The 25,280-nt window shown below is 55.2% G+C and carries 16 protein-coding genes; 8 read left to right on the top strand and 8 right to left on the bottom strand.

Annotated features, from left to right (window positions below):
* The first annotated feature begins 396 nt into the window (after positions 1 to 396).
* Positions 397 to 1,797, top strand: coding sequence for a class II fructose-bisphosphate aldolase (locus ACTRXA_RS01335; RefSeq protein WP_442425408.1), 1,401 nt, complete (start codon positions 397 to 399; stop codon positions 1,795 to 1,797).
* Between the two features lie 82 nt (positions 1,798 to 1,879).
* Here ACTRXA_RS01335 and ACTRXA_RS01330 read toward each other — a convergent pair whose 3' ends face one another.
* Complete coding sequence (locus ACTRXA_RS01330) at positions 1,880 to 4,666, bottom strand: insulinase family protein (RefSeq protein ID WP_442425407.1); 2,787 nt, start codon at positions 4,664 to 4,666, stop codon at positions 1,880 to 1,882.
* A 176-nt stretch (positions 4,667 to 4,842) separates the two neighbouring features.
* Positions 4,843 to 5,742, bottom strand: coding sequence for an EamA family transporter (locus ACTRXA_RS01325; protein WP_442425406.1), 900 nt, complete (start codon positions 5,740 to 5,742; stop codon positions 4,843 to 4,845).
* A 156-nt stretch (positions 5,743 to 5,898) separates the two neighbouring features.
* Here ACTRXA_RS01325 and ACTRXA_RS01320 point away from each other — a divergent pair, with 156 nt between their 5' ends.
* On the top strand, positions 5,899 to 9,339 hold the full coding sequence (locus ACTRXA_RS01320; protein WP_442425405.1) for an acyl-[ACP]--phospholipid O-acyltransferase: 3,441 nt from the start codon (positions 5,899 to 5,901) through the stop codon (positions 9,337 to 9,339).
* An 8-nt stretch (positions 9,340 to 9,347) separates the two neighbouring features.
* Here the strand turns inward: ACTRXA_RS01320 and ACTRXA_RS01315 are convergent, their stop codons facing one another.
* Both ACTRXA_RS01315 and ACTRXA_RS01310 read right to left on the bottom strand, forming a co-directional pair.
* Positions 9,348 to 10,133, bottom strand: coding sequence for a ceramidase domain-containing protein (locus ACTRXA_RS01315; protein ID WP_442425404.1), 786 nt, complete (start codon positions 10,131 to 10,133; stop codon positions 9,348 to 9,350).
* A 2-nt stretch (positions 10,134 to 10,135) separates the two neighbouring features.
* Positions 10,136 to 10,888, bottom strand: a complete 753-nt coding sequence (locus ACTRXA_RS01310; RefSeq protein WP_442425403.1) for an esterase/lipase family protein — start codon at positions 10,886 to 10,888, stop codon at positions 10,136 to 10,138.
* A gap of 64 nt (positions 10,889 to 10,952) precedes the next feature.
* Here ACTRXA_RS01310 and ACTRXA_RS01305 point away from each other — a divergent pair, with 64 nt between their 5' ends.
* From ACTRXA_RS01305 to ACTRXA_RS01280, 6 genes are all read left to right on the top strand, one after another.
* The gene (locus ACTRXA_RS01305; RefSeq protein WP_442425402.1) at positions 10,953 to 11,330 is read left to right on the top strand and encodes a VOC family protein; all 378 of its coding nucleotides are present in this window, start codon (positions 10,953 to 10,955) and stop codon (positions 11,328 to 11,330) included.
* A 40-nt stretch (positions 11,331 to 11,370) separates the two neighbouring features.
* Positions 11,371 to 11,880, top strand: coding sequence for a cyclic pyranopterin monophosphate synthase MoaC (moaC, locus tag ACTRXA_RS01300; RefSeq protein ID WP_442425401.1), 510 nt, complete (start codon positions 11,371 to 11,373; stop codon positions 11,878 to 11,880).
* 3 nt (positions 11,881 to 11,883) lie between these two features.
* Positions 11,884 to 12,135: a MoaD/ThiS family protein gene (locus tag ACTRXA_RS01295; protein ID WP_442425400.1), complete on the top strand. Its 252-nt coding sequence runs from the start codon at positions 11,884 to 11,886 to the stop codon at positions 12,133 to 12,135.
* A gap of 21 nt (positions 12,136 to 12,156) precedes the next feature.
* A complete protein-coding gene (locus tag ACTRXA_RS01290) occupies positions 12,157 to 12,594 on the top strand; it encodes a molybdenum cofactor biosynthesis protein MoaE (RefSeq protein ID WP_442425399.1) in 438 nt (145 codons plus the stop codon).
* 129 nt (positions 12,595 to 12,723) lie between these two features.
* Entirely contained in the window at positions 12,724 to 15,396 is a 2,673-nt protein-coding gene (locus ACTRXA_RS01285) for a PD-(D/E)XK nuclease family protein (RefSeq protein WP_442425398.1), read from the top strand.
* Complete coding sequence (locus tag ACTRXA_RS01280; RefSeq protein ID WP_442425397.1) at positions 15,393 to 18,788, top strand: UvrD-helicase domain-containing protein; 3,396 nt, start codon at positions 15,393 to 15,395, stop codon at positions 18,786 to 18,788. Before ACTRXA_RS01285 ends, ACTRXA_RS01280 begins: the two co-directional genes overlap by 4 nt.
* A gap of 17 nt (positions 18,789 to 18,805) precedes the next feature.
* Here the strand turns inward: ACTRXA_RS01280 and clpB are convergent, their stop codons facing one another.
* The 4 genes from clpB to ACTRXA_RS01260 all read right to left on the bottom strand — a co-directional run bounded on the left by clpB (position 18,806) and on the right by ACTRXA_RS01260 (position 25,277).
* A complete protein-coding gene (clpB, locus tag ACTRXA_RS01275; protein WP_442425396.1) occupies positions 18,806 to 21,433 on the bottom strand; it encodes an ATP-dependent chaperone ClpB in 2,628 nt (875 codons plus the stop codon).
* A gap of 118 nt (positions 21,434 to 21,551) precedes the next feature.
* Positions 21,552 to 22,505 carry a thioredoxin-disulfide reductase gene (gene trxB, locus ACTRXA_RS01270; protein WP_442425395.1) on the bottom strand — a complete coding sequence of 318 codons (954 nt, stop codon included), beginning with the start codon at positions 22,503 to 22,505 and terminating at the stop codon, positions 21,552 to 21,554.
* A 124-nt stretch (positions 22,506 to 22,629) separates the two neighbouring features.
* A complete protein-coding gene (gene thrC / locus ACTRXA_RS01265; RefSeq protein WP_442425394.1) occupies positions 22,630 to 24,009 on the bottom strand; it encodes a threonine synthase in 1,380 nt (459 codons plus the stop codon).
* Positions 23,973 to 25,277: a homoserine dehydrogenase gene (locus ACTRXA_RS01260; protein WP_442425393.1), complete on the bottom strand. Its 1,305-nt coding sequence runs from the start codon at positions 25,275 to 25,277 to the stop codon at positions 23,973 to 23,975. Before ACTRXA_RS01260 ends, thrC begins: the two co-directional genes overlap by 37 nt.
* Between the last annotated feature and the right edge of the window lie 3 nt (positions 25,278 to 25,280).

The following is a 25,280-nucleotide window of genomic DNA, read 5'->3' as shown; positions in this document are numbered from 1 at the left end:
AACTGAAAAACCCCAATGTTTTTAAAAGCTCCGGAGGCATTGGAGGAGTTTCAAAGGGGGGTCGGAAATCACCTTGTTTTAGGGTAGCCGAAATCCTGATCTTTCTCCCGGCTTTAATTTCTATTTTACCCCTCCACGACGCAGAAGAAACCCCTGAATCCCGGCCAAGTTCCAATTTTTCGTTCTGCAAAGGCAAAGGGATATGGTATATAATCGGAAAATCGACCGGGGTGTGGTGTGATCGCTGGCCACCGATGGTTACGACACCGGTAGAATGACCGGTGATGCCACCCAGATTCCCCTCATTTGGAACCGCCCTAACTGACCACTTTTCAAACGATTACCCGCGTTCCGGGACCCGACCCGCAGGCGCGAGGTGTGCAGGAGGAAAATTCGATGCTGTTTTCCACCAAAGAGGATCTTGTCCACCACATGCAGGGAGCAGCCTCTGTCAACAATGGCCTCATTCATCTGGAAAACGATGACCGGTTGCGGGGCCAATGCCTCGACCGTCTGGTTCACAATGCCGTACTCAACCCCAATCCGGAGTTGAAAGCCCTGTCCCGGTTCGCCATTAAAAGCCTGGCCCGCCAGCTCGAAATCGTACCCGCCTCCATTCAGGGACTGTACGAAGCCCGGGGTGCCGGGAAAAACAAAGGTTACACGGTTCCCGCCATCAACATCCGGGGTTTGACCTACGAAACCTGCCGGGCCATTTTCCGTACTGCCCAGGCTTGCAACTCGGGAGCTTTCATCTTTGAAATCGCCAAATCTGAAATTGGCTACACCCACCAGCGGCCCCACGAGTACGCCTCCGTGGTCCTGGCGGCCGCCATCCGTGAAAAATACCAGGGCCCGGTTTTCATCCAGGGTGATCATTTTCAGGTGAACGCCCAGAAATACCATGAAAATCCCAACAAGGAGATCAACGGCCTCAAGTGCCTGATCGAAGAAGCCCTTTTGGCCGGCTTTTACAACATCGACATCGATACCTCGACCCTGGTGACCTTGGAACCGGAGGATGTGAAGGAGCAGCAACGCCTCAATTTTGAAGTTGGGGTAGAACTCACCAAGTTCATTCGTGATCTGGAGCCTGAAGGGGTGACGGTGTCCGTGGGCGGGGAAATCGGCGAAGTCGGCAAGGAGAACAGCAACGAAAACGAACTCCGCGCCTACATGGACAACTTCAACGAAAATCTGGCGAAAGCCAACCCGAATTACAAGACCATCAGTAAAATCTCCATCCAGACCGGAACCGAGCACGGGGGTGTGCCCCTGGCCGATGGCTCAGTCGCAGATGTGCAGCTGGATTTCGAGACCCTGGAGAATCTTTCGCGGATCGCGCGGGAAGATTATCATCTGGCGGGAGCGGTTCAGCACGGCGCCTCCACCCTCCCGGCAGAAATGTTTCACAAATTTCCGGAACTGGAAACCGCGGAGATCCACCTAGCCACCAACTTCCAGAACATGATCTACGACAGCGCGCACTTTCCGCAGGACCTGAAACAGGAAATCTATGAATACCTGCGGAAGCAGTTTGCCGAGGAAAAGAAATCGAACTGGACCGACGAACAGTTCATTTACAAGACGCGTAAAAAGGGTTTCGGCAACCCCTACAAGGAACGGTTCTGGAACCTTTCGGAAGACATCAAGACGAAGATCGGCGACGAACTGGAAGAAAAATTCCATTTCCTGTTCGACAAGCTCAACGCCAAAAACACCCAGCAGTATGTGAAGGATTCGGTCACCCCCACCGCACCCGAACCGAAACTGGATGATGAGTTGAAATTCGCCTGACCCGTTGAATCAAACAAAAACCCCCTTCCGGCCTTTTGGATCGGAAGGGGGTTTTTCTTTTTTGGATTTTTCCGGTTGCCGATTACTGCGAAATCACGCTGACCGGCGTAGCCTGGCGGTTCTTGATCTGATCGATGGTGGTCAGCACATCGTCGGGAACGGATTCCGTGTTGTCGCTCGACCGCACCAGGATGATCGACCGGGCGATGCGCGGGTTTCCAAACAGGGTCTTGCCCGCCTCCACCACTTCCGACTTGCTCAACCCCTTGACCGCTTGCAGCAGTTTTTCCTTGAAGAGAAAATCCCCATCCTCTTCCGTGGCAAAGTAATACAGATCATTCGCCACCGCACTGATGCTGTCCCCTTTCTTCTGTAAAGACACGATCATGCTTTTGCGGTGCCTTTCGAATTCCTCGTCGGAAAGGTTATCGAGAAGGCCGTCGGCCTTTTTCATCCACTCTTCAACACGTTTCTGCAATTCAAACGGGCTGTAGTTGGATGACTGTATGATCATCTTAAAGAAGAGCCGTTCCTCCAGCCGGTTATCGAAACTCCAGACAATGTATCCCAATTGCTGGTTGGTCCGCATCTGTGTGTAAAAGTCGCTTTCCACGATAGACGCCACCAGCGACAGCTTGGCCTGTCGTTTCATGTCGCGTTCCCCGACCTGCAGGGTGTAATAAAGTGCGTTGTTGTTGTCCTGAACCTGTTTGGAGAAGCGCACCGTTTCCCCCGGCCGAAGCACAGCCACTTCTTCCTCATAACGCTGGTCTTCCGGCAACGGCAGACCGGACAATTCCGCAAGCAAAATGTTCACACTGCTTTTGACATAATTCTCGGTCCAGTTGCCGTGAATCATGCCCGTCACATACACCCGCTCATACAGTTTCTTAGAATAGGCACGCACATCTTCCAGGGTCACCGACTCCATTGCCGCCAGCATTTCCTCTTCCGTGTATTGCTTTAACTGCCACAACTGGCGATGGAAATACGAGGCCCGCATGTAAGCCTGGCCCAGCTGACGGTTGCGGAGATCCCGCAAAACCGCTTCCTTGATGTTTTCGAATTTCTGTTTGCTGATCTTGATGGTCTTCATGTTTTTCGCAACCAGCTTGATCAAGTCGTTGATACGCTCCGTGTACCCGCCCACCGAAAGCACCATTCCGGACTTTTCTATATCCAGGCTGTAAACCAATCCTGCCAGGCTGATGGGATATGTCAGTTCGTTCAACCCTTCGTGGATGGCGAGATTGTACAATTTTGACAACGCCAGGTTTTCCACCGAGTCGTACACGTACGGCGTTTCGATTTTGTAGCGGATATAAACTTTAGGCTGTTTGAATTTGTGATCGTACTGGAACCACACCTTGGCGAACTCGTCATCGCGAACGAGGGACGGGGTTTCCTCCACCATCTCCAGATTGTAGGGAACGAAATCGTTTTTCTCCGGGTAACTCATCCCCTTCGGTTCAGGAGGATGCACCAGTCGGTCATATCTTTCACCCGCGACCTCGGTCAATGCGTATTCCGTACCGAAATACTTTTCAACCTTGCCGGTTTCCACGTCCTGGCTTTTGAGCACCACCAGCATGTTTTCGGGTGTCAATGTATTCAACACAGCCCGGTAGGCATCCGGATCGTGTTTCTTGAAGAGGTGCGGCAATTCCTCCACTTCTTCCAGTTTATAGTCCTGCATGAGTGCCGCCTTGCCCGCCATGAATCCCATGCCTTCCTGCGGACTCTTCCATTCGAAGTCGATCTCCGCCATCGCCTGCGTTTCATCGAACGTGTATTTTTCGAACCCGGTCTTTTTGAGCATCTCTATGTAGGAGAACACCAATTCCAGGACCCGCTCGTATTGCACCAGCCCTTTCGGCGTCAGGGAAACGCTGATGCCAAAGCTCGACAGGTTGGGATGCGAGTACCCGCCACCCGCCGACAGCCCCAGGGCCAGCCCTTCCTTCTTCAATTTCGAAAGCAGCGAGCCTTCCCCCTCGTGCCCGATCACCGTGGCCACGATGGAAGCGGGTTTGCTTTCTTTATGCTCGGCCAGGTTGATCGTCGGAAACTCCAGGCTGAGAGAACGGATGTCCTTGATGGTTTTGATTTTCAAAAGGCGGTATTTGCCGTCCAGGGGAGGACGGTAATCCGCCGGGACCTCCGGCAGGGTCACCGGATGATCCGGAATGTCCGAGAAAAGTTTCCTGATCAGGCGTTCCTGCTCCACCAGGGTGAGCTTGGAAAGCACGGCCAGACGCATGATGCGCGCGGCATAGTATTTTTTATGAAATTCCAGGAGAGCCGGTCGATTGTCCCCGGCGAGGGTCTCCGCATTGCCGATGCCGAAGTGCCTCATCGGGTGGCCTTCCTTCGCGATCTGGTTTGTCAGGTGGCTGGCCCGCCAGCCATCCTGCAATTTGTTCTTTTCAAACTCGTTGTTCACCGCCTGCACTTCGCGCTCGGCGTAAGTCTTGTCGAACAGGGGGGCCCTGAAAAAATCGGCGAAACGGTCAAGCGCTTCGGAAAATCCGTCGTGGCTGACCTGGAAAAAGTAATTGGTGATGTTATCGCCGGTGTACGCGTTGCTTCCGCCGGAATGCGCGGTCAGAAAATCCTTGAAAGACCCCACCTCCGGGTATTTTTCCGTACCCAGAAACAGCATGTGCTCCAGATAATGCGCAAGACCCTGCTTGTCCTTCGGGTCGTAGAGGTGTCCCACCCCGATGGAAAGCGCCGCCGCACTCCGATCCACATCCGGGTCGCTCATCAACAGCACTTCAAGGTTGTTTTTCAACACCAGGGTTTTGGTCACCCGGTTGTCCATTCCTGCAAACGCGGAAACGGTGGAAAGAAAAACGAGCAGAGACATCAAAATTCCAAAAAGGATTTTGACACGTTGCATCATCACAAAACACCTCCGGAGAACCCGTTGGGGGAAAGAATCCGTTTGTAATCAAACGGGAAGAACAAAATCGTTCGACGCTTTTATCTTAACAAACCGAAAAGCGGCGGTGGGATTAAATCTTTTTAATCTAAGGACCCGGGTCAAGGATCCCACCCCATCAAGCCCACTCCAAATACCACCAGCAGCCCGGCGAGAATACGTTGCGGTCCGAAGGATTCTTTCAATTTCAAAACGCCCCAAAGAACCACCATCAGAACACTGACCTGGCGTACCGCGACCACCTGGCTGACATCTTCAAACTGAAGCACAACACAGATCAGGCCGTAGGAGCCCACCGTCGCCACGGCGGCCACCAGTCCCCGCCCCCACTCGGCTTTCCATACCGAGACGATCTCTCGTGGAGAATGGACCGAGAACAGATACAGGTTGCAGAGAGTGAAACCGATCAACGCCTCCATAAAGAAAAACACGAATCCGTTTAGCATTGCGTGGTCCGGCCGGGCGGCAATGAACAGTTCCATGCCGCGTTTGTCCACCAGGCTGTACGCAACCACCAGACCCAGCGTGATGAATGCCCAGCGCATGTCTTTGTGCAGAACGGCGTCCCACAGGTTACGGAATCCCCGGATCAGGTGACCGTCGAAATGCAGGATATAGATGGCCAGCAGGATAAGCACGATCGCCGTCATGGCGGAGAAACTCAATCGTTCCGCCAACAGGAACCACGCAAACACCGGCACGAACACCGGTGCGGAGCGGGCAATGGGATAGACATACGAAATGTCCTGTGTCTGGTAGGCCTTCGACAGGCTGAGAATATAAACCCCGTGCAACACGCCGGACGCAACGATCCACACCCACAACTCATCGGGAACCGTGGTGGAGCCGGAGGTGGCGAGAAACAGGAGCGCGCCCACCATAATGACCACCCCTTTCAGCCCGGACAGGTAATTGGAATTTTTACTGGTCTGCGTCAGAATGTTCCACAATGCATGAAACAGGCAGGATAGCAGGATCAGTCCTATGCTGGTGGAGGCCAAGGAGTTCTCTCTAAAAAGGGAGGCATTGAACGGGTAAAGGAATTAATTTCAAATCTGTACGAAAATTCGAAAAGGTATAATGATACAATATGCCGCTTTTGAATGTGGAGATTTTGTTGTCAACCCATCCCCCAAAACTCCTGACTCCTGAACCGGATGCTTAAAAACCAACTCAATCTTCTCTGGTCCCGGCGGTTTCTGCCCCTGTTTGTCACCCAGTTCCTCGGCGCCTTCAACGACAACCTGTTCAAGAACGCGCTGGTCATCCTCATTACTTACGTCGCCGCGGAAAAGGCCGGACTGAACGCGCAGTTGATGATCACCGCCGCCGCGGGTATCTTCATTCTCCCCTTCTTCCTGTTTTCGGCCACAGCCGGCCAACTCGCCGACAAATACGAGAAATCGCGGCTGGTCCGGGTGATCAAGTTTGTCGAAATACTCCTCATGATCGGCGCGGGCTACGGGTTCTACATAGAAAGCGTCAACCTGCTCCTGACCATCCTGTTTCTCATGGGCACCCAGTCGGCGTTCTTCGGACCCATCAAATACGGAATCCTGCCGGAACTGCTGGTTGAGGACGAACTGATAGGCGGCAACGCACTGATCGAGGCCGGCACCTTCGTCTCCATCCTTGTCGGCACCATCGTCGGCGGTTTGTTGATCCTGCGTGACGGCGGGGTGTGGATGGTCACCGGACTCGTCTTCCTGCTGGCCACCGTCGGCTTCGTCGGCAGCCTCTATATACCAAAACGTCAGGCCGCCGCACCCAAGCTCAAGGTCGATTATAATTTTTTCAGGGAAACCTGGAACATCGTCCTTTATTCCTATGGAAACCGTGACGTGTTCCTGTCGATTCTGGGCATCTCCTGGTTCTGGCTGATCGGCGCCACCTTCCTCGCCCAGTTCCCCACGTACGGCAAGGACATCATCGGCGGCAACGAGGAACTGGTGACCCTGTTCCTCACCGTGTTCTCGGTCGGCATCGGCGTCGGCTCCCTGTTCTGCAACCGCCTGCTGAAAGGCGAGATCGTCGCCACCTACGTGCCGCTCGGCATGCTGGGCATGACGGTGTTCATCATCGACCTGTACTTCGCCAGTCAGAGCACGTTCATCTCAACCGAAACGGAGTTGATCGGCGCCGGAGCGTTCCTCACTCATTTCTCCAGCTGGCGCATCCTGTTCGACATGTTCATGATCTCACTTTGTGGCGGGCTCTACATCGTTCCCCTTTACGCAATCCTTCAATCGCGGTCTGAGATCACCCACCGTTCCCGCACCATTGCCAGCAACAACGTGCTGAACGCCCTGTTCATGGTGGTTTCCGCCGTCGGCACCGCCGTCATGCTGAAGATGGGATTCGATGTCACCCGCGTGTTTTTGACGCTGGCCATCCTCAATACCTTCGTCGCACTCTACACCTGCCAGCTTCTACCCGACGCCCTCGTCAAATCGATCCTGATCTGGCTGTTTCATACGTTTTACAAAGTGGAAGTAAAAGGTTTCGAGAATTACAAAAAAGTGTCGGACGGCAAGTTCATCATCATCGCCAACCACCTGTCGTTCCTGGACGCCGCGCTCATCGCCGCCTACACTCCGGTAAAACTGACCTTCGCCATCAACACCTACATTGCAAGGTCCTGGATGGTGAGGCCGTTCCTGTCCCTGGTGGACACCTTTGCCATGGACCCGACCAGTCCCATTGCCACCCGCGGACTCATCGAGGCCATCCGCAACGGCGCGCGGGTGATGATCTTCCCGGAAGGCCGCATCACGGTTACGGGATCGCTGATGAAGGTCTACGAGGGACCCGGCATGATCGCCGACAAATCCGGCGCGCCGGTTTTGCCTGTACGAATTGATGGCGCGCAGCACACGCCGTTCTCGCGCATGCGAGGCAAGGTGCCGATGCGCTGGTTTCCCAAAATCACCCTCACCTTCCTGGAACCGCGTACTTTCCATGTTCCGGATGAGGTGAAAGGCCGCAAACGCCGCAAACTCGCCGCCAGCCAGTTGTACCGGCTGATGTCGAACATGCTGTTCGAAAGCAGTGATTCACGGAAAACCCTGTTCGAAGCCCTGCTGGAGGCATGCCGTGCCCACGGCGGAGGGCATGCGGTGGCGGAGGACATCGAACGCAAACCCATCAACTACCGTCAGCTGATCCTGCGTTGTTTCATTCTCGGCAGGCACATCGCCAAAGGCACCCAGCCGAAAGAATACGTCGGCGTGCTGCTTCCCAACGCCAACGGCGCGCTGGTCACGTTTTTCGGTTTGCAGGCTTTCGGCCGCATCCCGGCGATGCTCAATTTCTCTGTCGGCACCAAGAACATGCTCGCCTCCTGCGACGCCGCGAAGATCAAAACGGTTTACACATCGCGCCTGTTCATCGAGAAGGGAAAACTGCACGACGTCACCGACGCGCTGGAAAACGCGAAAATAAACATTATTTATCTGGAGGACCTGAGGAAAGAAATCGGGCAGTTCGCCAAATTGCGCGGCGTGCTGTCCAGCCTGTTCCCGGAACGCGCCTACCGTAAAGCGTGCATGGGAGAGACGGACCCGGACAACCCCTGCGTGGTTCTGTTCACTTCCGGTTCCGAAGGCGTGCCCAAGGGCGTGGTGCTGACTCATGCCAACATCGTCTCCAACGTCAATCAACTGAATGCGCGCATCGATCTCGGTCCCACCGACATCGTATTCAACTCGCTTCCGGTGTTTCATTCCTTCGGCCTCACCGGCGGCACGCTTCTGCCGGCGCTATGCGGACTCAAAATTTTCTTTTACCCGTCGCCCCTGCACTACCGGCAGATACCCGAGCTCATCTACGACACCAACGCCACCATCATGTTCGGCACCGACACGTTCCTCGCCGGGTACGCGCACTACGGGCACCCTTACGACTTCTACAACCTGCGTTACATGTTCGCCGGAGCGGAAAAACTAAAGGAAGAAACACGGAAATTGTGGGCGGAGAAATTCGGCATCCGCATCTTCGAAGGCTACGGCGCCACCGAAACCGCCCCCATCCTGTCACTCAACACACCCATGCTCAACAAGCCGGGCAGCGTCGGATGCTTCCTGCCCGCGATCGAACACAAACTGGAAACCATTCCCGGCATCGAGGAAGGCGGTCGGTTGTGGGTCACCGGACCCAACATCATGGCGGGCTACCTGCGCCACACCAACCCGGGCGTGCTGGAACCGCCGGAAGACCGCTGGTACGACACCGGCGACATCGTCGAGATCGATGAAGAAGGCTTCATCACCATCAAGGGCCGCGCCAAGCGTTTCGCCAAGATCGGCGGTGAGATGATTTCGCTGACCGCCGTGGAATCGTACCTCTCCAACCTGTGGCCGGACCACAGTCATGCCGTGGTGACGCTTCCGGATGAGAAAAAAGGCGAGCAGATGGTGCTGGTGACCACGAACAAAGACGCCGCCCGCGACGCCATCGTCCAGCACGTCAAAGCCAACGGGCTGGGGGAGCTCAGCATCCCGAAGAAGATCATGGTGGTCGATGAAGTCCCCCTGCTGGCAACGGGCAAGATCGATTACGTCAAAACGCAGGAACTGGTAAACAGCAATCACGGGGCGTGAAAACGCCGTCAGGTCCCCGCTCCTTCCACCCGCCTTCTTTCCTGCAGGTAGGGGATCAGAAAAAACAACGCTGCCCCCGCCAGGAGGTGTTTCATGGTATGGCCGCTCATTATCCCCGCCGTACCGCTGTAGATCCACATATCAAAGTGTTCGAAGACCTTCGCCACCACATACCACGCCAGGATTTTCACAAACGCCACCGAACCGCCGTAGCGTGGCGGAAACAGTAAAAATAACAGGGGAATGAGAATCATCGGCAGAAACTGCACCAGCACGTAAAGACGCAGATCGCCCTGCCCCAGCGTTTCCGTGTGGTCCCAGTACAGCACCGACGCAAGACCGACAAACACCAGCGGACCCAGCGCCGCCAGCCCCACCCGCGGGCCCAGCCGGTCGGCAAGCACCCCGGCAAACACCGACATGAACACCACGGTCATCGGCAGCCGGTCCCACAGCAGAGTGGAGTCCCCGGGGGACCAGTGATAGTACATGGAGCCGAAGCCAATGAGGATCGTGCCAGTGAACGCGATAAAAAATATCCATTTTTCCTGCGGCAAATAAAAACTACCGGGCCTTTGGGACACTTTCCTCAACACCACCAGACCCATCAGCCCCACCACAACGAATGCCAGGTTGGAAACAACATTCCCGAAATTGGGAATGCCCAGAAGCGAATACGTATCGGCGAAGCTGTGATAGTCCGGGTCCTGCCCCACCGGCGGAAACGAAAATACCGCCAGCACGCTGAGGACCGTCATAGCAAGCAGAATGCCCACCCGGGTTTTATGACTCATACTCATTTCTCTTGCATAAAAGCGCCGTGCTTGAGAAAAAACAGGGTCTGCTTCATCACCTCTTCATTTTTCATGATGAAGGTGTGCGTGGCATGAACCACAATGTGGTCCTTCATGCCGGGAAGCCGGGTGCGCGGAATCGCCACCTTGCCGTCGTCCGGTCCCGGGATGATGGCTGAAGACAGCGGGTCGATCGAACGGTCTCCTGCGATCACTCCGACCTCGAAATCAACTTCTCCGAAGCGGTCGCGATATGCATTTTTCTGCGTGCCCAATTCCTGGCCCGCAGGACCGTACAGCCATTCGTACAGGAAATTGTTCTTCCAGAAATCGGCCACCTCACTGCCCCGATTGGGCGGCGCCAACAGCACCACGCGCCCCATCTTTTCCGGACGATGTTTGTGGATGAGTCCCCGCGCAATCAATGCCCCCATCGAGTATCCCACATAGTGCGTGGTGCATCCCGGCACCCAGGATGAGGCGTACAATTTTTCATGCACACGTTCCACCAGTTCGTCGATGGAATGGTCGGTGGACGGGTAATCGATATTGATTGTGAAATAACCATCTTCCTCAAGGAATTCGGCCAGCGGGGCCATGGACGCACTGGTACGGGCAATGCCATGCAAAAGGACCACACACTGTTTTTCCACACACCAGGCAGGTTCCGGTTCGACGACCATCAACGTGAGACCCAGAATCCACAACCAGGAACTCAACGGCCAACTTGATTTGACAAGACCATTGAATCTCATACTCAGGACTCCTACTATATGGTAGACAGAAACCCCACTCTGTTCCCCTTTTGAGAGATCCGCTTTGGACCATCCCCTGACTCTGAAAATTGCCTTCGTCCACTACGGCACTCTGGACCTCGACCGGGCCGTCGCATTTTATCAGAACGTGCTCGGCATGAAACTGATGTTCAAAGAGAACGACTGGGCGGAATTCGACCTCAACGGCCAGCGCCTGGCGCTTCGACGCGTGGATCGGTGGGACCCCGAAGCGAAGGCCGGGGCCAGGGTGCACCTGGAAGCCCGGCCCATCGAACTGGTGGTGGAGGTATTGAAAAACAAGGGGGTTGCGTTTGCCCACGATATCGAGGAATACCCCTACGGAAAACTGGCGACGTTCCTCGATCCGGATGGCAACCGGATCGGTCTGTACGAGCCTCCGGAAGAAAAAAAACCGGCGTGACTGGTTAAAGTTCAATGGGTTTTATTGTAAGATACATATCATGAGCAATCCGCTGACGCATTTCAACGAAGAAGGCCGCGCCCGCATGGTGGACGTTTCCGAAAAACAGGTCACCCAGCGGGTCGCCACCGCCCAGGGAACGGTATTCATGCAGCCGGAGACCCTGCGGCTCATCCAGGAAGGGCAGATCAAAAAAGGCGACGTGCTGGCTGTGGCGCAGGTGGCAGGCATCCAGGGAGCGAAAAAGACTTCCGACGTCATCCCCATGTGCCACCCGCTCATGCTGAACGGGGTGGACATCCAGTTCAAGGAACAGCCGGAACCGGACGCCAGCGGCCTGTGCTCCATCCACATCACGGCGACGGTGAAAGTCACCGGCAAAACCGGAGTGGAGATGGAAGCATTGACCGCCGTCTCCATGGCGGCGCTCACCATCTACGACATGTGCAAGGCAGTGGACCGCGACATGTTTTTCAATGAAATCGGGTTGACCTACAAGGCCGGCGGCAAGTCCGGCACCTTCACCCGCGAACAGGTTTCGGAGGCGTAAAGCATGGTGACCGTCAAGTATTTCGCCAATCTCCGGCAGATGGCGGGCAAGGAGGAAGACCGGTTCGAGCTGGAGGGAGAAGTCACTCTCGAAGGTCTCACGCACATGATCGGCAAATCCCTGCCGCAGATCGGCGAAATGGTGCGTCAGAAAAAAATCATGATCTCTATCAACTACGACGTGGTGCCTCTGGATACGGTTGTGAAGGACGGTGACGAAATCGCGCTCCTTCCGCCCTTCTCCGGCGGCCTTTGATCTTTTGGTGAGGAACATTTCATGAGCACGGCAACGGAATCCAAAGTCCGCATTCAGAAAGAAGACTTCAACATCCATGAAGAAATCGAAATGATGAAGAAGTCGTCGCGCAACATCGGCGGCATCACCACCTTTCTGGGCACGGGCCGGGAGTTGAACAAGGGCGAAAACATCACCGAACTCAATTTCGAGCATTACCCCCAGATGGCGGAAAAAAAGCTGGAGGAAATCCGCGAGAAAGCTATAAAGGATTTCGGCATCATTGACATGAGCATCATCCACCGCATCGGGCACATCGACATCGGTGAAAACATCGTGCTCATCATCGCCTGCGGCGAACACCGTCAGGAAACGTTCAAAGCCTGCGAGTGGGCGATTGCCGAACTCAAGCGAACCACGCCCATCTGGAAACGCGAAACCACTTCCAAAGGCGAAGTCTGGGTTCAGGCCACCCCGTAACATTCCCAAGCAATTTAAAGGGCGGCCGCTGAATATCGATCGAACGCCACCGTATTCGATCCACGTTCGCCGGGACAATGCGTTTTCCCGGTAAAACCTTTCTCCATTTCTACATAACTCAAACCGTCGATGCCCGCGCCTGTGGATCCAAATACACTGATCCTCACAGTCAATGTTCGACTTGCCCGTTGGCTGACCCTTCAACACAACCGGAATCAATCCGCATCTCACAAAGTCTGGGATACGCCCAGTATCATACCCTTCGATGCATGGTTGAAAGAAACCTGGATCGCCTCTTGGCCACGCCAACACGTTCTTTCGTCCCTCCAAGCCCAAAAGCTTTGGGAACGCATCATCCAGGATGACGTGCAATCCGAACGGCTCGACATCATGCACTTTCAGGGTGCAGCTCAGGATGCGGCGAAAGCCTATGAACTGATCCAGCAATACGAAGTAGCCGACAAACCGGATCTTTTCAACCTTTCTGACGAGGCCACCGCGTATTATCGCTGGCAGACGCAGTACCGCGACCGATTGAGACGGTGGGACGCACTCGATGCGGCAGAACTCCTGCCCGCTGTGCAAAAAAGCATGGAGGGGGGAACCATCCCGGTCCCGCTCTCCATCACCTTAGCCGGATTCGACGAGATCACCCCGCAACTGCAACGCTTCATCAATTTTTTAAAAACACGCAATGTGAAAATTTTCTGGTATCCGGATGAACCGCCTTCTTCCGAAAAAGTCCTCTCTACAAAGAAGGATCAATGGAAGGGTGAAGTGCGGCGTTACCCCGACCCGAAAACGGAAGTCATTCAATGCGCCCGCTGGATTCGCTCGGTCATGCAACCCGGAAAAACCATCGGCATTGTTGTCACCAAAATGGACGACTACCGTGAAATGCTGGTGCGTGAATTGAAAGCAGAACTGGCTCCTGAATCGGTTTACTGCTGGCAGGGCAAGGAAGCGCCGTTCAACATCTCCCTCGGCACATCGCTCACTCAGGAACGCATGGTGGACCTGGCGCTGCAACTGCTCGCCTGTCCTCGTCCCGTCTTTTCCACGCTCATGGTATCGCAGATTCTCCGCTCGCCTTATTTTGCAGATTGGGTGAAAGAGGAGTCCGCGCGCTTGAATTGGGATCTCATCCTGCGCCGGCATCACCCCGTCCGGGTGACTTTGAATCAATTGTTTAAATTGAAAAACCTGCAGGACAATCCCGGATTTTCCTCATTCCTTGATAAATGGAAAAACTGGCTGGATTCAAAAGGAACACGCCGCCCGAGTGAATGGGGCAAGGCTATCGCCCGGCTGTTGCACGAGATGAACTGGCCGCGCGGTGGAAGGGGTCTTTCCAGCCGGGAATTTCAGATTCACGACGCATGGAATGAATGCCTGGATGAACTGGCCACGCTGGATGGCGTGTCGGGCAACATCGACCGTGCCACGGTCATGACCACACTCACGCACATTGTCCGCGACAAAATCTTTCAGCCCAAAACGCGGGAGGAACCGATTCAGGTGGTCGGCCTTCTGGAATCGGCGGGCATGCAGTTCGATCATGTGTGGATTCTAGGTTGCCAGGCGGACGCCCTGCCCCCTCATAACGACCCAAATCCCTACATCCCTTTCACCCTCCAACGCAAACATAACCTGCCGCATTGCACACCCAACCGAACTTTGCAGTTTTACGAAACCATCCTGTTCCGGCTTTTAAATTCATCACCGGAAATCCAAATCAGTTATCCGTCTTTGGTCAAAGACCGAGAGAATCTCCCCAGTCCCCTATTGTCACCATGGAATGAATGGGAGCCTCCTGCCATTGAATTTTCTTCGAACCGCCTCATCGATCAATTCCAGGAACACAGTATTCTGGAAGAGATGGCAGACCGATCCCGTATTCAGGTTGAACCAGAAGAATTGGAAACCCTGAGAGGAGGCTATGCCGTCCTCAAGCATCAGGCCGAATGCCCCTTTCGCGCATTCGCCCTGCATCGCCTTAAAATCAGGGATATCCAACCCAAAGAAGTCGAAATGGATGCCTTGGCCCGTGGCAACCTCGTTCACGCCATCCTGGAGGGGTTCTGGCGGGAGGTCAAAACCAAACAGGCTCTCGATCGTTTGGCAGCCGATGGAACCCTGTCCGAAGTCATCCAAGCCCTGGTCGGTGACGTTCTGTCCGCGAACCGGAATTTATTTTTTGGGCAGGATGAATTTAGAAAGCTGGAGCGTCAGCGACTGGTCAATCTTGTTAAAGAATGGTTGGCTTTGGAACAGGCAAGAGAAGACTTTGAGGTCGTAAACACAGAAACCCCGCTGGAATTTTCTTTCGACAACCTGCATCTGCACCTAAAGATCGATCGCGTAGATCGTGTGGCCAAATCCAATACGGTTTTGATCGACTACAAAACAGGGAGAAATTTTCCCACAACAGGCTGGCATGAGGACCGAATCCGGGAACCGCAACTTCCCCTATACTGCCTCGCTCATCCCTCCGACGCCATCCTGTTCGCCCGCGTGGCCAGAAGCCAGTGCAACTTCAAGGGTGTCGGTCGCGATTCCCTGAATTTGCCGGGAGTCAAAAACAAATCCGCGGAACAAGGGGGATTTGAAGACTGGGACCAGGCCATCGAATTCTGGAAATCCAGACTGTCCGCCACCGCCCAGAATTTTTTACAAGGATCACTGGAGGTCGATCCCCTGGAAAGGCAGAGCCCGTGCAACCATTGTGAACTCCCCACCCTTTGCCGGAAGGCGGAACTCCTTCAGCAATCTCCGGAAGAAGAAGACGGGGCGGAATCATGAACGTGCCGATCCACGACCAGTATCAACGCGACCGGGCGCTCGATCCCACCCGGTCTTTCATTGTGCAGGCACCGGCGGGTTCCGGCAAAACGGAACTCTTGATCCAGCGGTTGCTCCTCCTCCTCGCGAAGGTGGATAAGCCGGAGCACATTCTCGCCATGACTTTCACCCGCAAGGCGGCAGGAGAAATGCAGACGCGAATCCTGAAAGCGCTCACGAAGGCCGCCAACGAACCTCCGCCTGATTCCCCGCACAGCCTGAAAACATACCACCTGGCGCAGGAAGCTCTGGAGCAGGACAGAAAGCATGGTTGGAACCTTTTGAAAAATCCCACCCGCCTGAAGGTGCAAACAATCGACTCCTTCTGTATGTCCCTGATCCGACAGACCCCGGTTCTTTCCGGCATCGGTTCGCTTCTAGGGGTTGAGGAAAATGCAGGAGACCTTTACCGCAAAACCGCATGGCGCATGCTAGCACGGGTTGAAGAAATTTCACCGGTAGGGGATGCGGCAAGGCATTTGCTGATGCGGCTCGACAACGACAAAAACAAATTCGTCGAACGTATGGTGCAACTGCTGGAGAAGCGCGATCGCTGGATGCTGACTTTTTTTTCAACCGATCTGGATACGCCTTCTTCATCCGAAAGCCGGGAACTGCAAGAGCGCGCCCTCTCCGACCTCATCGAGGCCCGCCTTGTGGAAGCCTGCCGTCATTTTGGAGGCTCCCTGGTTACTCAATTGCTCCCTCTGTTCCGATACGCGGGAAACAACCTGCAAACCACGGATCCGGATAACCCATTGGTGGTTCTAAAGGATATGACCCGGTTTCCGGAACCACTTGCCGAGAACCTGCCCTTGTGGCAGGCCATTGCCAAATTGCTGGTCACCGATCAAGGGGCCTTCAGAAAAAAAATGGATAAGAGGTCCGGTTTTCCCGCGAAAAACGACGGAGGCGATCCAGCCCTCAAAGAGGAGTATCAAAACATCCTGGAATCCTTGCGCGAGGACACAGCTTTTGCGCAGGCCCTGTCCCATGTCACCAATTTGCCAAAACCCTTTTTTGAAGACCAGGAATGGGAATTTCTGAGTTCGATGTTTCTTTTACTCCCGGAAATCGAAAAAACCCTGAGAAGGGTCTTCATCGAGTCCGGAAACACGGATTACTCTGAGTTGTCTCTGTCGGCCTTGAAATCCCTGGGTAAGCCGATGACCCCTTCCGATTTGTTGTTGAAGTACGACCTCAAACTGCAGCACATCCTCGTCGATGAATTTCAGGACACTTCTTACAAACAATATCAGTTGCTTTCCCTGCTGACCGAAGGCTGGACCCCCGGGGACGGACGCACGCTTTTCATCGTCGGCGACCCCATGCAGTCCATCTACCGGTTCCGCGACGCCGAAGTTTCTTTTTTCAACAAAGTAAAAGGAAGCGGCATCGGCCCGGTGCTGCTGGAATCGTTGCAATTGAGCTCCAATTTCCGGTCGCAGGCTCATCTTGTTCAATGGATCAATGATTGCTTTCAATCTCTCGACGAGCAGTCCATATCCACAGCCACCACCGACCTTGGGGGCGCTATTGCCCACAGTCCATCTCACGCGGAAAGAGACCCCGGGTTGGAAACCCCGGTGGTGTGCCATCCGTTCCTGAAATCGCAGGAAGGACAGGAAGCCGGGAGGGTTGTGGACGTCATTCGCGATTTGCAACGCGATCATCCAGTTGCATCCATCGCCATTCTCGTCCGGTCCCGCACTCATTTGGAATCACTGGTTCCGCATCTGCAGGAAGCCGGGATACCTATGCGCGCCGAGGACATCGACAAGATCACCTCCCGCCCTGCCGTGCTGGACCTGTGGTCACTCATGCGCGCTCTTCTCGATCCACACGACCGCATCGCCTGGCTGTCCATCCTGCGGGCTCCCTTCTGCGGGTTGTTGCTGGAGGACGTGCACCGGCTCTGCTGCATGGATTCTGACACCCCTGTATGGAAGTTGATGAACGATCCGGAACGCCGGCAGGCTTTTACCACAGACGGCCAATCACGGCTTACACGGACGATCGAAAAACTCACTCCCGTTCTCCAGGCCCTTCCGGGTGAGGACTTTCGCGATCTTCTGGAAGGGTGCTGGATCCATCTGGGCGGTCCCGCCTGCGTCGATCGCAACCAGTGGCAGGACATTGACGTATTTTTCGAGGAAGTTTCTAAAACCGTTCAATCCGGAAACGCCGACACCCTGAACCAATTTGAACGCGTGCTGGACCGGCTTTACGCGCGCCCCCCCACCGTCGAAGGCAATCCGGTGCAGATCCTCACCATGCACAAGGCCAAGGGACTGGAATTCGATTTCGTGCTCCTACCGGGACTCGGCAAGGGTACGGGGAAAAATGAAAAGCAGTTGATCTTCTGGCTGACTCATGACGATCGCATGCTGTTCGCGCCGATTGAAGAAGCCGGGAGCGACAACTCGGACATTTACCGTTTCCTGAGGGATATTGACAAAACCCGCGATCACCACGAAACCCGGCGCCTGCTTTATGTTTCCATCACCCGGGCGAAACAGCAGGTCCACCTGTTCGGCCATGTCACCGAGACCGACGATGGAATCATCAAGCCTCCGGTCAGCGGTTCCATGCTCAATCACCTTTGGCCATTCCTGCAAGCGGAGTGGGAACAGAATCTTCGAGAGCCTGCGCCAGGACAAGCGGGATACCAACCAAAACCAGAAGCGCTACGACTGCAACGGCTTGCGAAGGGATTTCAACCCCCTGCTCCACCCCCAGATATCCCTACCGGACGTCCCCTCGACATCCGCGAAGAACGGGAGGACCGCCCACCTTATTTCTGGGCGGGAAACGAAGCGCGATTCATGGGTAACGTGCTGCACCGGTGCTTCAAGGACATCGCCGATCAGGGACTCGCTGCATGGGATGCAAAAAAACCGGAATCCATGAAAACCGCGTTCAAGACCGCCCTGCTGAACGAAGGCCTGCCATTTGACCGGGCAGAGGCCGTGGCTGAAAAGGGGGTGCGGGCCCTTCAGAACATATTGGCAGATGAGAAGGTAGGGCGCTGGATTTTATCAACTCACGAAGATGCAAAAAGCGAATTCGCCCTCACCTATGCTAAAGACTCGATTTATTCCAACCGCATTCTCGATCGGACATTTGTGGATGAACAAGGGGTGCGTTGGATTATAGATTACAAAACCGGCGAACACGAGGGAAGCGAACTGGATGCTTTCTTCGAAGCGGAAAGAGAGCGATACAAAACACAATTGCAGGCGTATGCAGAAATCCTGCGGGCACGAGGGGAACAAAGGCCCATCAGGCTGGCCTTGTACTATCCCCTTCACCGCCGTATGGTGGAAGTCCCCGACATAAACGGCGACGGGTGAGGTAGCGGTACAAATCGTCAGCCTTTGCGAAACACCAGGCCGTCGTTCTCTTTTTCCACGCGGATGGTGTCGCCTTCGTGAATCTTTTCATCCAGCAGTTCCAGAGACAAAGGGTCCTGCACGTACTTCTGGATAACCCGTTTGAGCGGCCGCGCGCCGAATACCGGATCGTAACCCTTCTCAGCCAGCCATGCCTTGGCGTCCTCGCTCAGTTCAAGCGACATGTTCCGGTCGGCAAGCCGCTTGCGCAGGTCTTCGACCTGAATATCGACGATGTCCTTTATCTGCTCGCGTGACAGGTTGCGGAAGATCACGATGTCGTCGATGCGGTTCAAAAATTCCGGGCGAAAGTGCTGACGCAACTCCTGTCGTACCGCTTCCTGAACTCTCTCGTACTCCTGGTCCCAGTCCGCCTTTCCAGCCTTTTCCAACTGACCCATCTGCATTCCGGTTTCCTGGATCATCTTGCCGGCAATATTGGACGTCATGAGCACCACGGTGTTCCTGAAATCCACCGTCTTGCCGTGCCCATCGGTCAGGCGTCCTTCGTCCAGAACCTGAAGAAACAGATTGAATACATCCGGGTGCGCTTTTTCGATTTCGTCGAAAAGCACCACGGAGTAAGGGCGGCGGCGGACGTGTTCCGTCAGGTACCCGCCTTCCTCGTAACCGACGTACCCCGGAGGCGCTCCGATGAGCCGGGCGGTCGAGTGTTTTTCCATGTACTCGGACATATCGACGCGGATCATTGCCTGTTCGTCGTCGAACAGAAACTCAGCGAGGGTTCGTGCCAATTGGGTCTTTCCCACACCCGTGGGTCCGAGAAACAGGAACGTGCCGATGGGTCGGTTCGGATCCTGGATGCCGGACCGGCTTCTGCGGATCGCGTTGGACACGGCGGTGACCGCTTCGTCCTGTCCCACCACCTTGCGGTGCAGTTGCGATTCCATGGCCAGTAGCCGTTTCTTCTCCGACTGCATCATCTTTTCAACGGGAACACCTGTCCAGCGTGAAACAATGCTGGCGATCTCTTCCTCACCCACCTCTTCATTCAGGATTTTCTTTTCGGTCTGAACCTGGGAAAGATGGGACTCCAGGTCCTGCAACTCTTTTTCAAGTCTTGGCAGGCTTCCATACTTCAATTCAGCGGCCTGACCCAGGCGCCCTTCCCGTTCAGCCATTTCACACTCGCGCCGGGCCTGCTCGATTTTTTCCTTCAATTCGCGTTTCTCGGCGATGACTTTCTTCTCACTTTCCCATTGCTCCTTCATCGCATTACAGGCATCACCCAGTTTAGCGATTTCCTTTTCAATTTTCTGAAGGCGGTCCCTGGACTGCGGATCCGACTCCTTTTTCAAAGCCTCGCGCTCAATTTCCAGCTGCATCATCTTGCGCTGGTATTCGTCGATCTCTGCCGGCAGCGAATCGATCTGCATGCGCAGGCTCGAAGCCGCCTCGTCGATCAAATCGATTGCCTTGTCAGGCAGAAAGCGGTCAGAGATGTAACGATGGGACAACCGCGCCGCGGCGAGGATCGCCGCATCCTGGATGCGCACCCCATGATGCACTTCATATTTTTCCTTGAGACCGCGCAGGATGGAAATAGTGTCTTCCACCGAAGGTTCGCCCACCAGGACGGGTTGGAACCGTCGTTCCAGCGCTGCGTCTTTTTCAATGTATTTGCGGTATTCGCGCAGGGTGGTGGCCCCAACACAATGCAGTTCCCCGCGTGCCAGTGCGGGTTTCAGCATGTTGGAGGCGTCCATCGAACCTTCGGCCGAACCTGCACCAATGAGCGTGTGCAATTCGTCGATGAACAGGATGATCTCCCCTTCACTGCTGTTGATTTCCTTGAGCACCGCTTTCAGGCGATCTTCAAACTCGCCGCGGTACTTGGTCCCCGCTACCAACGCGGCGAGGTCCAACGCGATGATGCGTTTTTCCTTGAGGCCTTCCGGCACGTCACCATGATAAATGCGCTGGGCCAGCCCCTCCACAATGGCGGTCTTGCCCACGCCCGGCTCCCCGATCAGCACCGGATTGTTCTTGGTGCGGCGCGACAACACCTGCACCACGCGGCGGATTTCCGCATCACGGCCGATCACGGGATCGAGTTTTCCGGAACTGGCTTTCTGGGTGAGATCGATGCAGTATTTTTCAAGCACCTGGTATTTGGCTTCGGGATTCTGGTCGGTGACCCGCTGCGAACCTCGGAGGGTGGTGAGCGCCTGCAGGAGTTCTTCACGTTTGATGCTGTGGGACTTGAACAATTTGCCCGCGCGGGATTTGCTGTCCCCCGCTACTGCAAGCAGGACGTGTTCGGCATTCAAAAATTCGTCCTTGATTTGCCGGGCTTCTTCAAAGGCCTTGTCCAGGATGCCTTTGAGGTCGGGCGAAAGATAAACCTGGCCACCGGCCCCTTCGACGCGGGGGTATTTGTTGATTTGTTCTTCCAGATCGGCCACCAGTCGCGCCTTGTCCGCGCCGACTTTGCCGATCAAAACAGGCGCAATGCCTTCGGCATCATTCAACAGCGGCACGAGCAGATGTTCGCATTCAATGGCCTGCTGGCGCTCCCCTTCGCAAAGCGACTGAGCCTCCATCACGGCGTTCTGCAATTTAATGGTCATTTTGTCGAAACGCATCTTTATTCTCCTTGCCTGAAAGCCATACTGAGAATTTAATAAGATGCGCGACCGGGAGGGTCAAGGCAGGGGACGGGTATTTACCGCCGGTGAAAATGGGAACGGTTTTCAGGAAGGGTCAGGCGAGGCCCTGTTCACCCAGCCAGCGCTCGGCTTCCAGGGCAGCGGCACATCCGGCTCCCGCGGCGGTCACCGCCTGCCGGTATTTGTGATCGTGCACGTCTCCGGCGGCAAAAACGCCTTCCACACTGGTTTCCTGGGAACCGGGTTTGATCTTGATGTAACCGGTTTCATCGAGATCGATCTGACCCTGGAAGGGTTGGGTGTTCGGCGTGTGACCGATGGCGTAAAAGATACCCGCAACCTCGATGTCCCGTGTTTCGTTGGTTTTGACATTGCGCACACGCGCGCCGGTAACATACTGGTCTCCGATGGCGTCATCCAGCACCGTGTCCCACACCATTTCGATCTTTTCGTTTTTGAGCGCACGCTCCTGCATGATTTTGGAAGCACGTAACTCATCTCGGCGATGCACCAGATACACCACGGTGCCGAACTTGGTGAGGTAGGTGGCCTCTTCCACTGCTGTGTCGCCGCCACCGATCACCATGAGCGGCTGATTGCGGAAAAACGGGAGCGCCCCGTCGCACACCGCACAGGCAGACATGCCCTGGTTCCACAACTTCTCTTCGTTTGGAACCCCCATGCGTTTGGCAGTGGCGCCGGTGGAAATAATGACGGAATGGGCGAGCACTTCGGTCTTGTCGCCCTTGATACGGAAAGGACGTTTGGAGAAATCCACTTCGTGCACATCCTCCTGAACCATTTGCGTACCGAAGCGTTCCGACTGGCGACGGAACAATTGCATCAATTCAGGTCCGTTGATGCCATCAGGAAACCCGGGATAGTTTTCGACGTCGGTGGTGGTGGTCAACTGGCCGCCTGCGGAGCCGCCGACCACGTATCCCTCATACATGAACGGTTCCAGGTTGGCCCGTGCGGCGTAAATGGCCGCGGTGTGACCCGCCGGACCCGACCCGATGATCGCTACTTTCTTTACATCCTCCGCCATGTCTCTATCCTTTCTGACTCAACAAGGGGAGCCATCCATTATGACGACACCCGTCAGCATATCCGGTTATTGGTATTCGATGAGTTCCAAACCAAAAGGTTTCATACGGAAAGGCCCCTTCCGGTCAAACTGTCAGGTTGCCGTTCAACGCTTCGTTGATGGTATGCCTGATGCGGGTCTCGTCAGCCGGAAGTTCAAATGGTTTGAACAGGCATTCCGGTTCGACCCCTCGAAGGGTATTGGAATGGTATTTAACAAGAAAGTCGGTGAACTTCAATCCGTTGGCCGTTGAAATGACGACCACCCGGTGGTTCTTTTTGATCACCCCGCGCTTGAGCAGTTTTTCCATGACCGCCAGGGCCACCCCGGTGTGCGGGCAGCACAACAGACCTGTCTTGTTGGCGCGCCCCGCGGCATTGGCCAGTTCGTTTTCAGTGGCCTCCTCGACAATGCCGTCGAACTTCTGCAAAGCACGGATGGCTTTTTTCACGCTGACCGGCGCCCCGATCTGAATGGCGCTGGCAAGGGTCTTGCGCGCCTGGATCGATTTAAAGGATTTGAATCCGCGTTTGAAACTGCGTACCAGCGGATTGGCCCGTTCCGCCTGCGCACAAACCAGCCGTGGAAGCTTGTTGATGATGCCCAGTTCGTACATCATCTCGTACCCTTTGCCGATGGCGCTGACGTTGCCCAGGTTCCCGCCGGGAACGATGATGAAGTCCGGCACCTCCTGGTCGAACTGCTGGGTCAACTCGAAACTGATGGTCTTCTGCCCTTCGAGGCGAAGCGAATTCATCGAGTTGGCGAGGTAAATTTCCTTTTCCTGGCAGATGCTCTTGACGATCTTCATGCAGCCGTCGAAGTCGGTATCCAGCGAAAACGTCATCACCCCATGGGTGATGGGTTGAATGAGCTGGGTCATGGAAATCTTGTTGCGCGGCAGGAACACGATGGCCGGAATGCCCGCGACCGCGCAATAGGCGGCCAGCGAGGCGGAGGTATCGCCGGTGGAAGCACAGGCAACGGCCTTGATGTCCTGCCCTTCGGTTCGCATCTGTTTGACCATCGAAACCAGCACCGTCATACCGAGGTCCTTGAACGAACCCGAATGCGCCATGCCGCACTGCTTGACCCACAATTCTTCAAGGCCCAACTGTTGGCCCAGCCGCTCCGCCCAGAACAGGTTGCTTCCCCCTTCATAGGTGGAGACGATGTTGTCGTTATCCACGTTCGGACAGACCAGTTCCTTTTTGCCCCAAACGGAACTGCCATACGGCCAGTCGTGACGACGGTATCGTTCGTCAAACAGGTTTTTCCATTCTTCCGCCGAGCGTTTTTTCAGCCGTTCGAGGTCGTGCGTGACTTCCAACAAATCGCCGCAATGCGGGCAGTTGTAAATCACCTCATTCAATTCATACCGGCCGGAACAGCCATTGATGCACTGAAACCAGGCGTCGAATTCGAGAGCTACCTCTCCACTCTTATGAGAACCGTTTTCTCGCATACCACGTCCAATTGTTCGATTTCTTTTAAAGCCTGTTGAATGTTTTTCTCTTTTGCCTGGTGTGTCATCATCACGAGGGGAACGCCCTTGCCGTCCATATCCCGTCCCCGCTGGATCATGGACTCGATACTGATCGAGTGTTGCCCAAGAATACCAGAAATTTTGGACAATACACCCGGTTTGTCCTGCACGAGAAAGCGTAGAAAATATTCTCCCTCGATTTCCCGGGTGGGTTTGAGCGGGATTTTTTTAACGCTGTGGGTCTGGAACGACTGTGCCGGCACCCGGCCTGAGGCCCCGGAAAGGATGTTCCGGGCGATCTCCACGATGTCGCCCACCACCGCACTGCCCGTCGGCAGGGACCCCGCACCGTGCCCCACCAGCACGTTTTCCTCCATCAGGTCGTCGCGGACCATGATGGCGTTCAGCACCCCGTTGACGTTGGCCATCGGTTTGGCCTCCGGGATCATAGCCGGGTGCACGCGGATGTCCAACTCTTTTCCATCGAACTTGGAAACCGCCAACAGTTTGATCCGGAAACCGAACTCGCGGGCGCACTTGATATCGACCGGGGTGATGCGGCTGATGCCCTGGATGTAGATGTCATCGAAATTGACGGAGGTGCCGAAAGACAAGCGGCTTAAAATGGCTATCTTGTGCGCGGAGTCGATGCCTTCGACGTCGAAGGTCGGGTCTGCTTCGGCAAACCCCTTCTCCTGTGCTTCCTTCAGCACGAGTTCGAAATCCAGATCCTCGTCGGACATTTTACTGAGGATGTAGTTGGCGGTGCCGTTGACGATGCCTTCAATCGCCTCGATGCGGTTGGCGACGAATGCCTCGCGGATGGAACGAATGATGGGGATCGCTCCCCCGACGGCCGCTTCGAAACCGAGGTTCACCTTGTGCTTTTCCGCCGCAGCGAACAGTTCATCGCCGTGCTTGGCCAACAGGGCCTTGTTGGCGGTGACCACATGCTTGCCGTGCTCGAAGGCTTTCAGGATGAGGTCGCGGGCGGGTTCGTACCCCCCGATCAACTCCACCACCACATCCACTTCCGGATGGTTGACCACATCGTACGCATTGGTGGTGAGGATGTTCTGGTCCACTTCCACACCACGCGGGGTCTTGATATCGAGGTCGGCAACACACACCACCTCCACCGAGGTTCCCAAACGGTCCAAAATGTTCTGCCGGTTTTTTTGCAGGATGCGCACCACGCCGGCGCCAATGGTACCGAATCCGATCAAGCCTATTTTTACAGGTTTCATAAA

This window comes from Nitrospina sp. P1_D6 (assembly GCF_052156615.1).
Classification (GTDB): domain Bacteria; phylum Nitrospinota; class Nitrospinia; order Nitrospinales; family Nitrospinaceae; genus Nitrospina.
The sequence above is the reverse complement of the archived record's forward strand: the minus strand, read 5'-3'. Positions and strand labels throughout refer to the sequence as shown.

What these genes read in the sequence shown, in the direction of transcription:
- ACTRXA_RS01285 (WP_442425398.1), top strand. Translation starts at nt 12,724, where the DNA reads ATGCCCGCGCCTGTGGATCCAAATACACTGATCCTCACAGTCAATGTT.
- clpB (WP_442425396.1), bottom strand. Translation starts at nt 21,433, where the DNA reads ATGCGTTTCGACAAAATGACCATTAAATTGCAGAACGCCGTGATGGAG.
- ACTRXA_RS01320 (WP_442425405.1), top strand. Translation starts at nt 5,899, where the DNA reads ATGCTTAAAAACCAACTCAATCTTCTCTGGTCCCGGCGGTTTCTGCCC.
- ACTRXA_RS01295 (WP_442425400.1), top strand. Translation starts at nt 11,884, where the DNA reads ATGGTGACCGTCAAGTATTTCGCCAATCTCCGGCAGATGGCGGGCAAG.
- ACTRXA_RS01280 (WP_442425397.1), top strand. Translation starts at nt 15,393, where the DNA reads ATGAACGTGCCGATCCACGACCAGTATCAACGCGACCGGGCGCTCGAT.
- moaC (WP_442425401.1), top strand. Translation starts at nt 11,371, where the DNA reads ATGAGCAATCCGCTGACGCATTTCAACGAAGAAGGCCGCGCCCGCATG.
- thrC (WP_442425394.1), bottom strand. Translation starts at nt 24,009, where the DNA reads ATGCGAGAAAACGGTTCTCATAAGAGTGGAGAGGTAGCTCTCGAATTC.
- ACTRXA_RS01330 (WP_442425407.1), bottom strand. Translation starts at nt 4,666, where the DNA reads ATGTCTCTGCTCGTTTTTCTTTCCACCGTTTCCGCGTTTGCAGGAATG.
- ACTRXA_RS01310 (WP_442425403.1), bottom strand. Translation starts at nt 10,888, where the DNA reads ATGAGATTCAATGGTCTTGTCAAATCAAGTTGGCCGTTGAGTTCCTGG.
- ACTRXA_RS01290 (WP_442425399.1), top strand. Translation starts at nt 12,157, where the DNA reads ATGAGCACGGCAACGGAATCCAAAGTCCGCATTCAGAAAGAAGACTTC.
- trxB (WP_442425395.1), bottom strand. Translation starts at nt 22,505, where the DNA reads ATGGCGGAGGATGTAAAGAAAGTAGCGATCATCGGGTCGGGTCCGGCG.
- ACTRXA_RS01335 (WP_442425408.1), top strand. Translation starts at nt 397, where the DNA reads ATGCTGTTTTCCACCAAAGAGGATCTTGTCCACCACATGCAGGGAGCA.
- ACTRXA_RS01260 (WP_442425393.1), bottom strand. Translation starts at nt 25,277, where the DNA reads ATGAAACCTGTAAAAATAGGCTTGATCGGATTCGGTACCATTGGCGCC.
- ACTRXA_RS01315 (WP_442425404.1), bottom strand. Translation starts at nt 10,133, where the DNA reads ATGAGTCATAAAACCCGGGTGGGCATTCTGCTTGCTATGACGGTCCTC.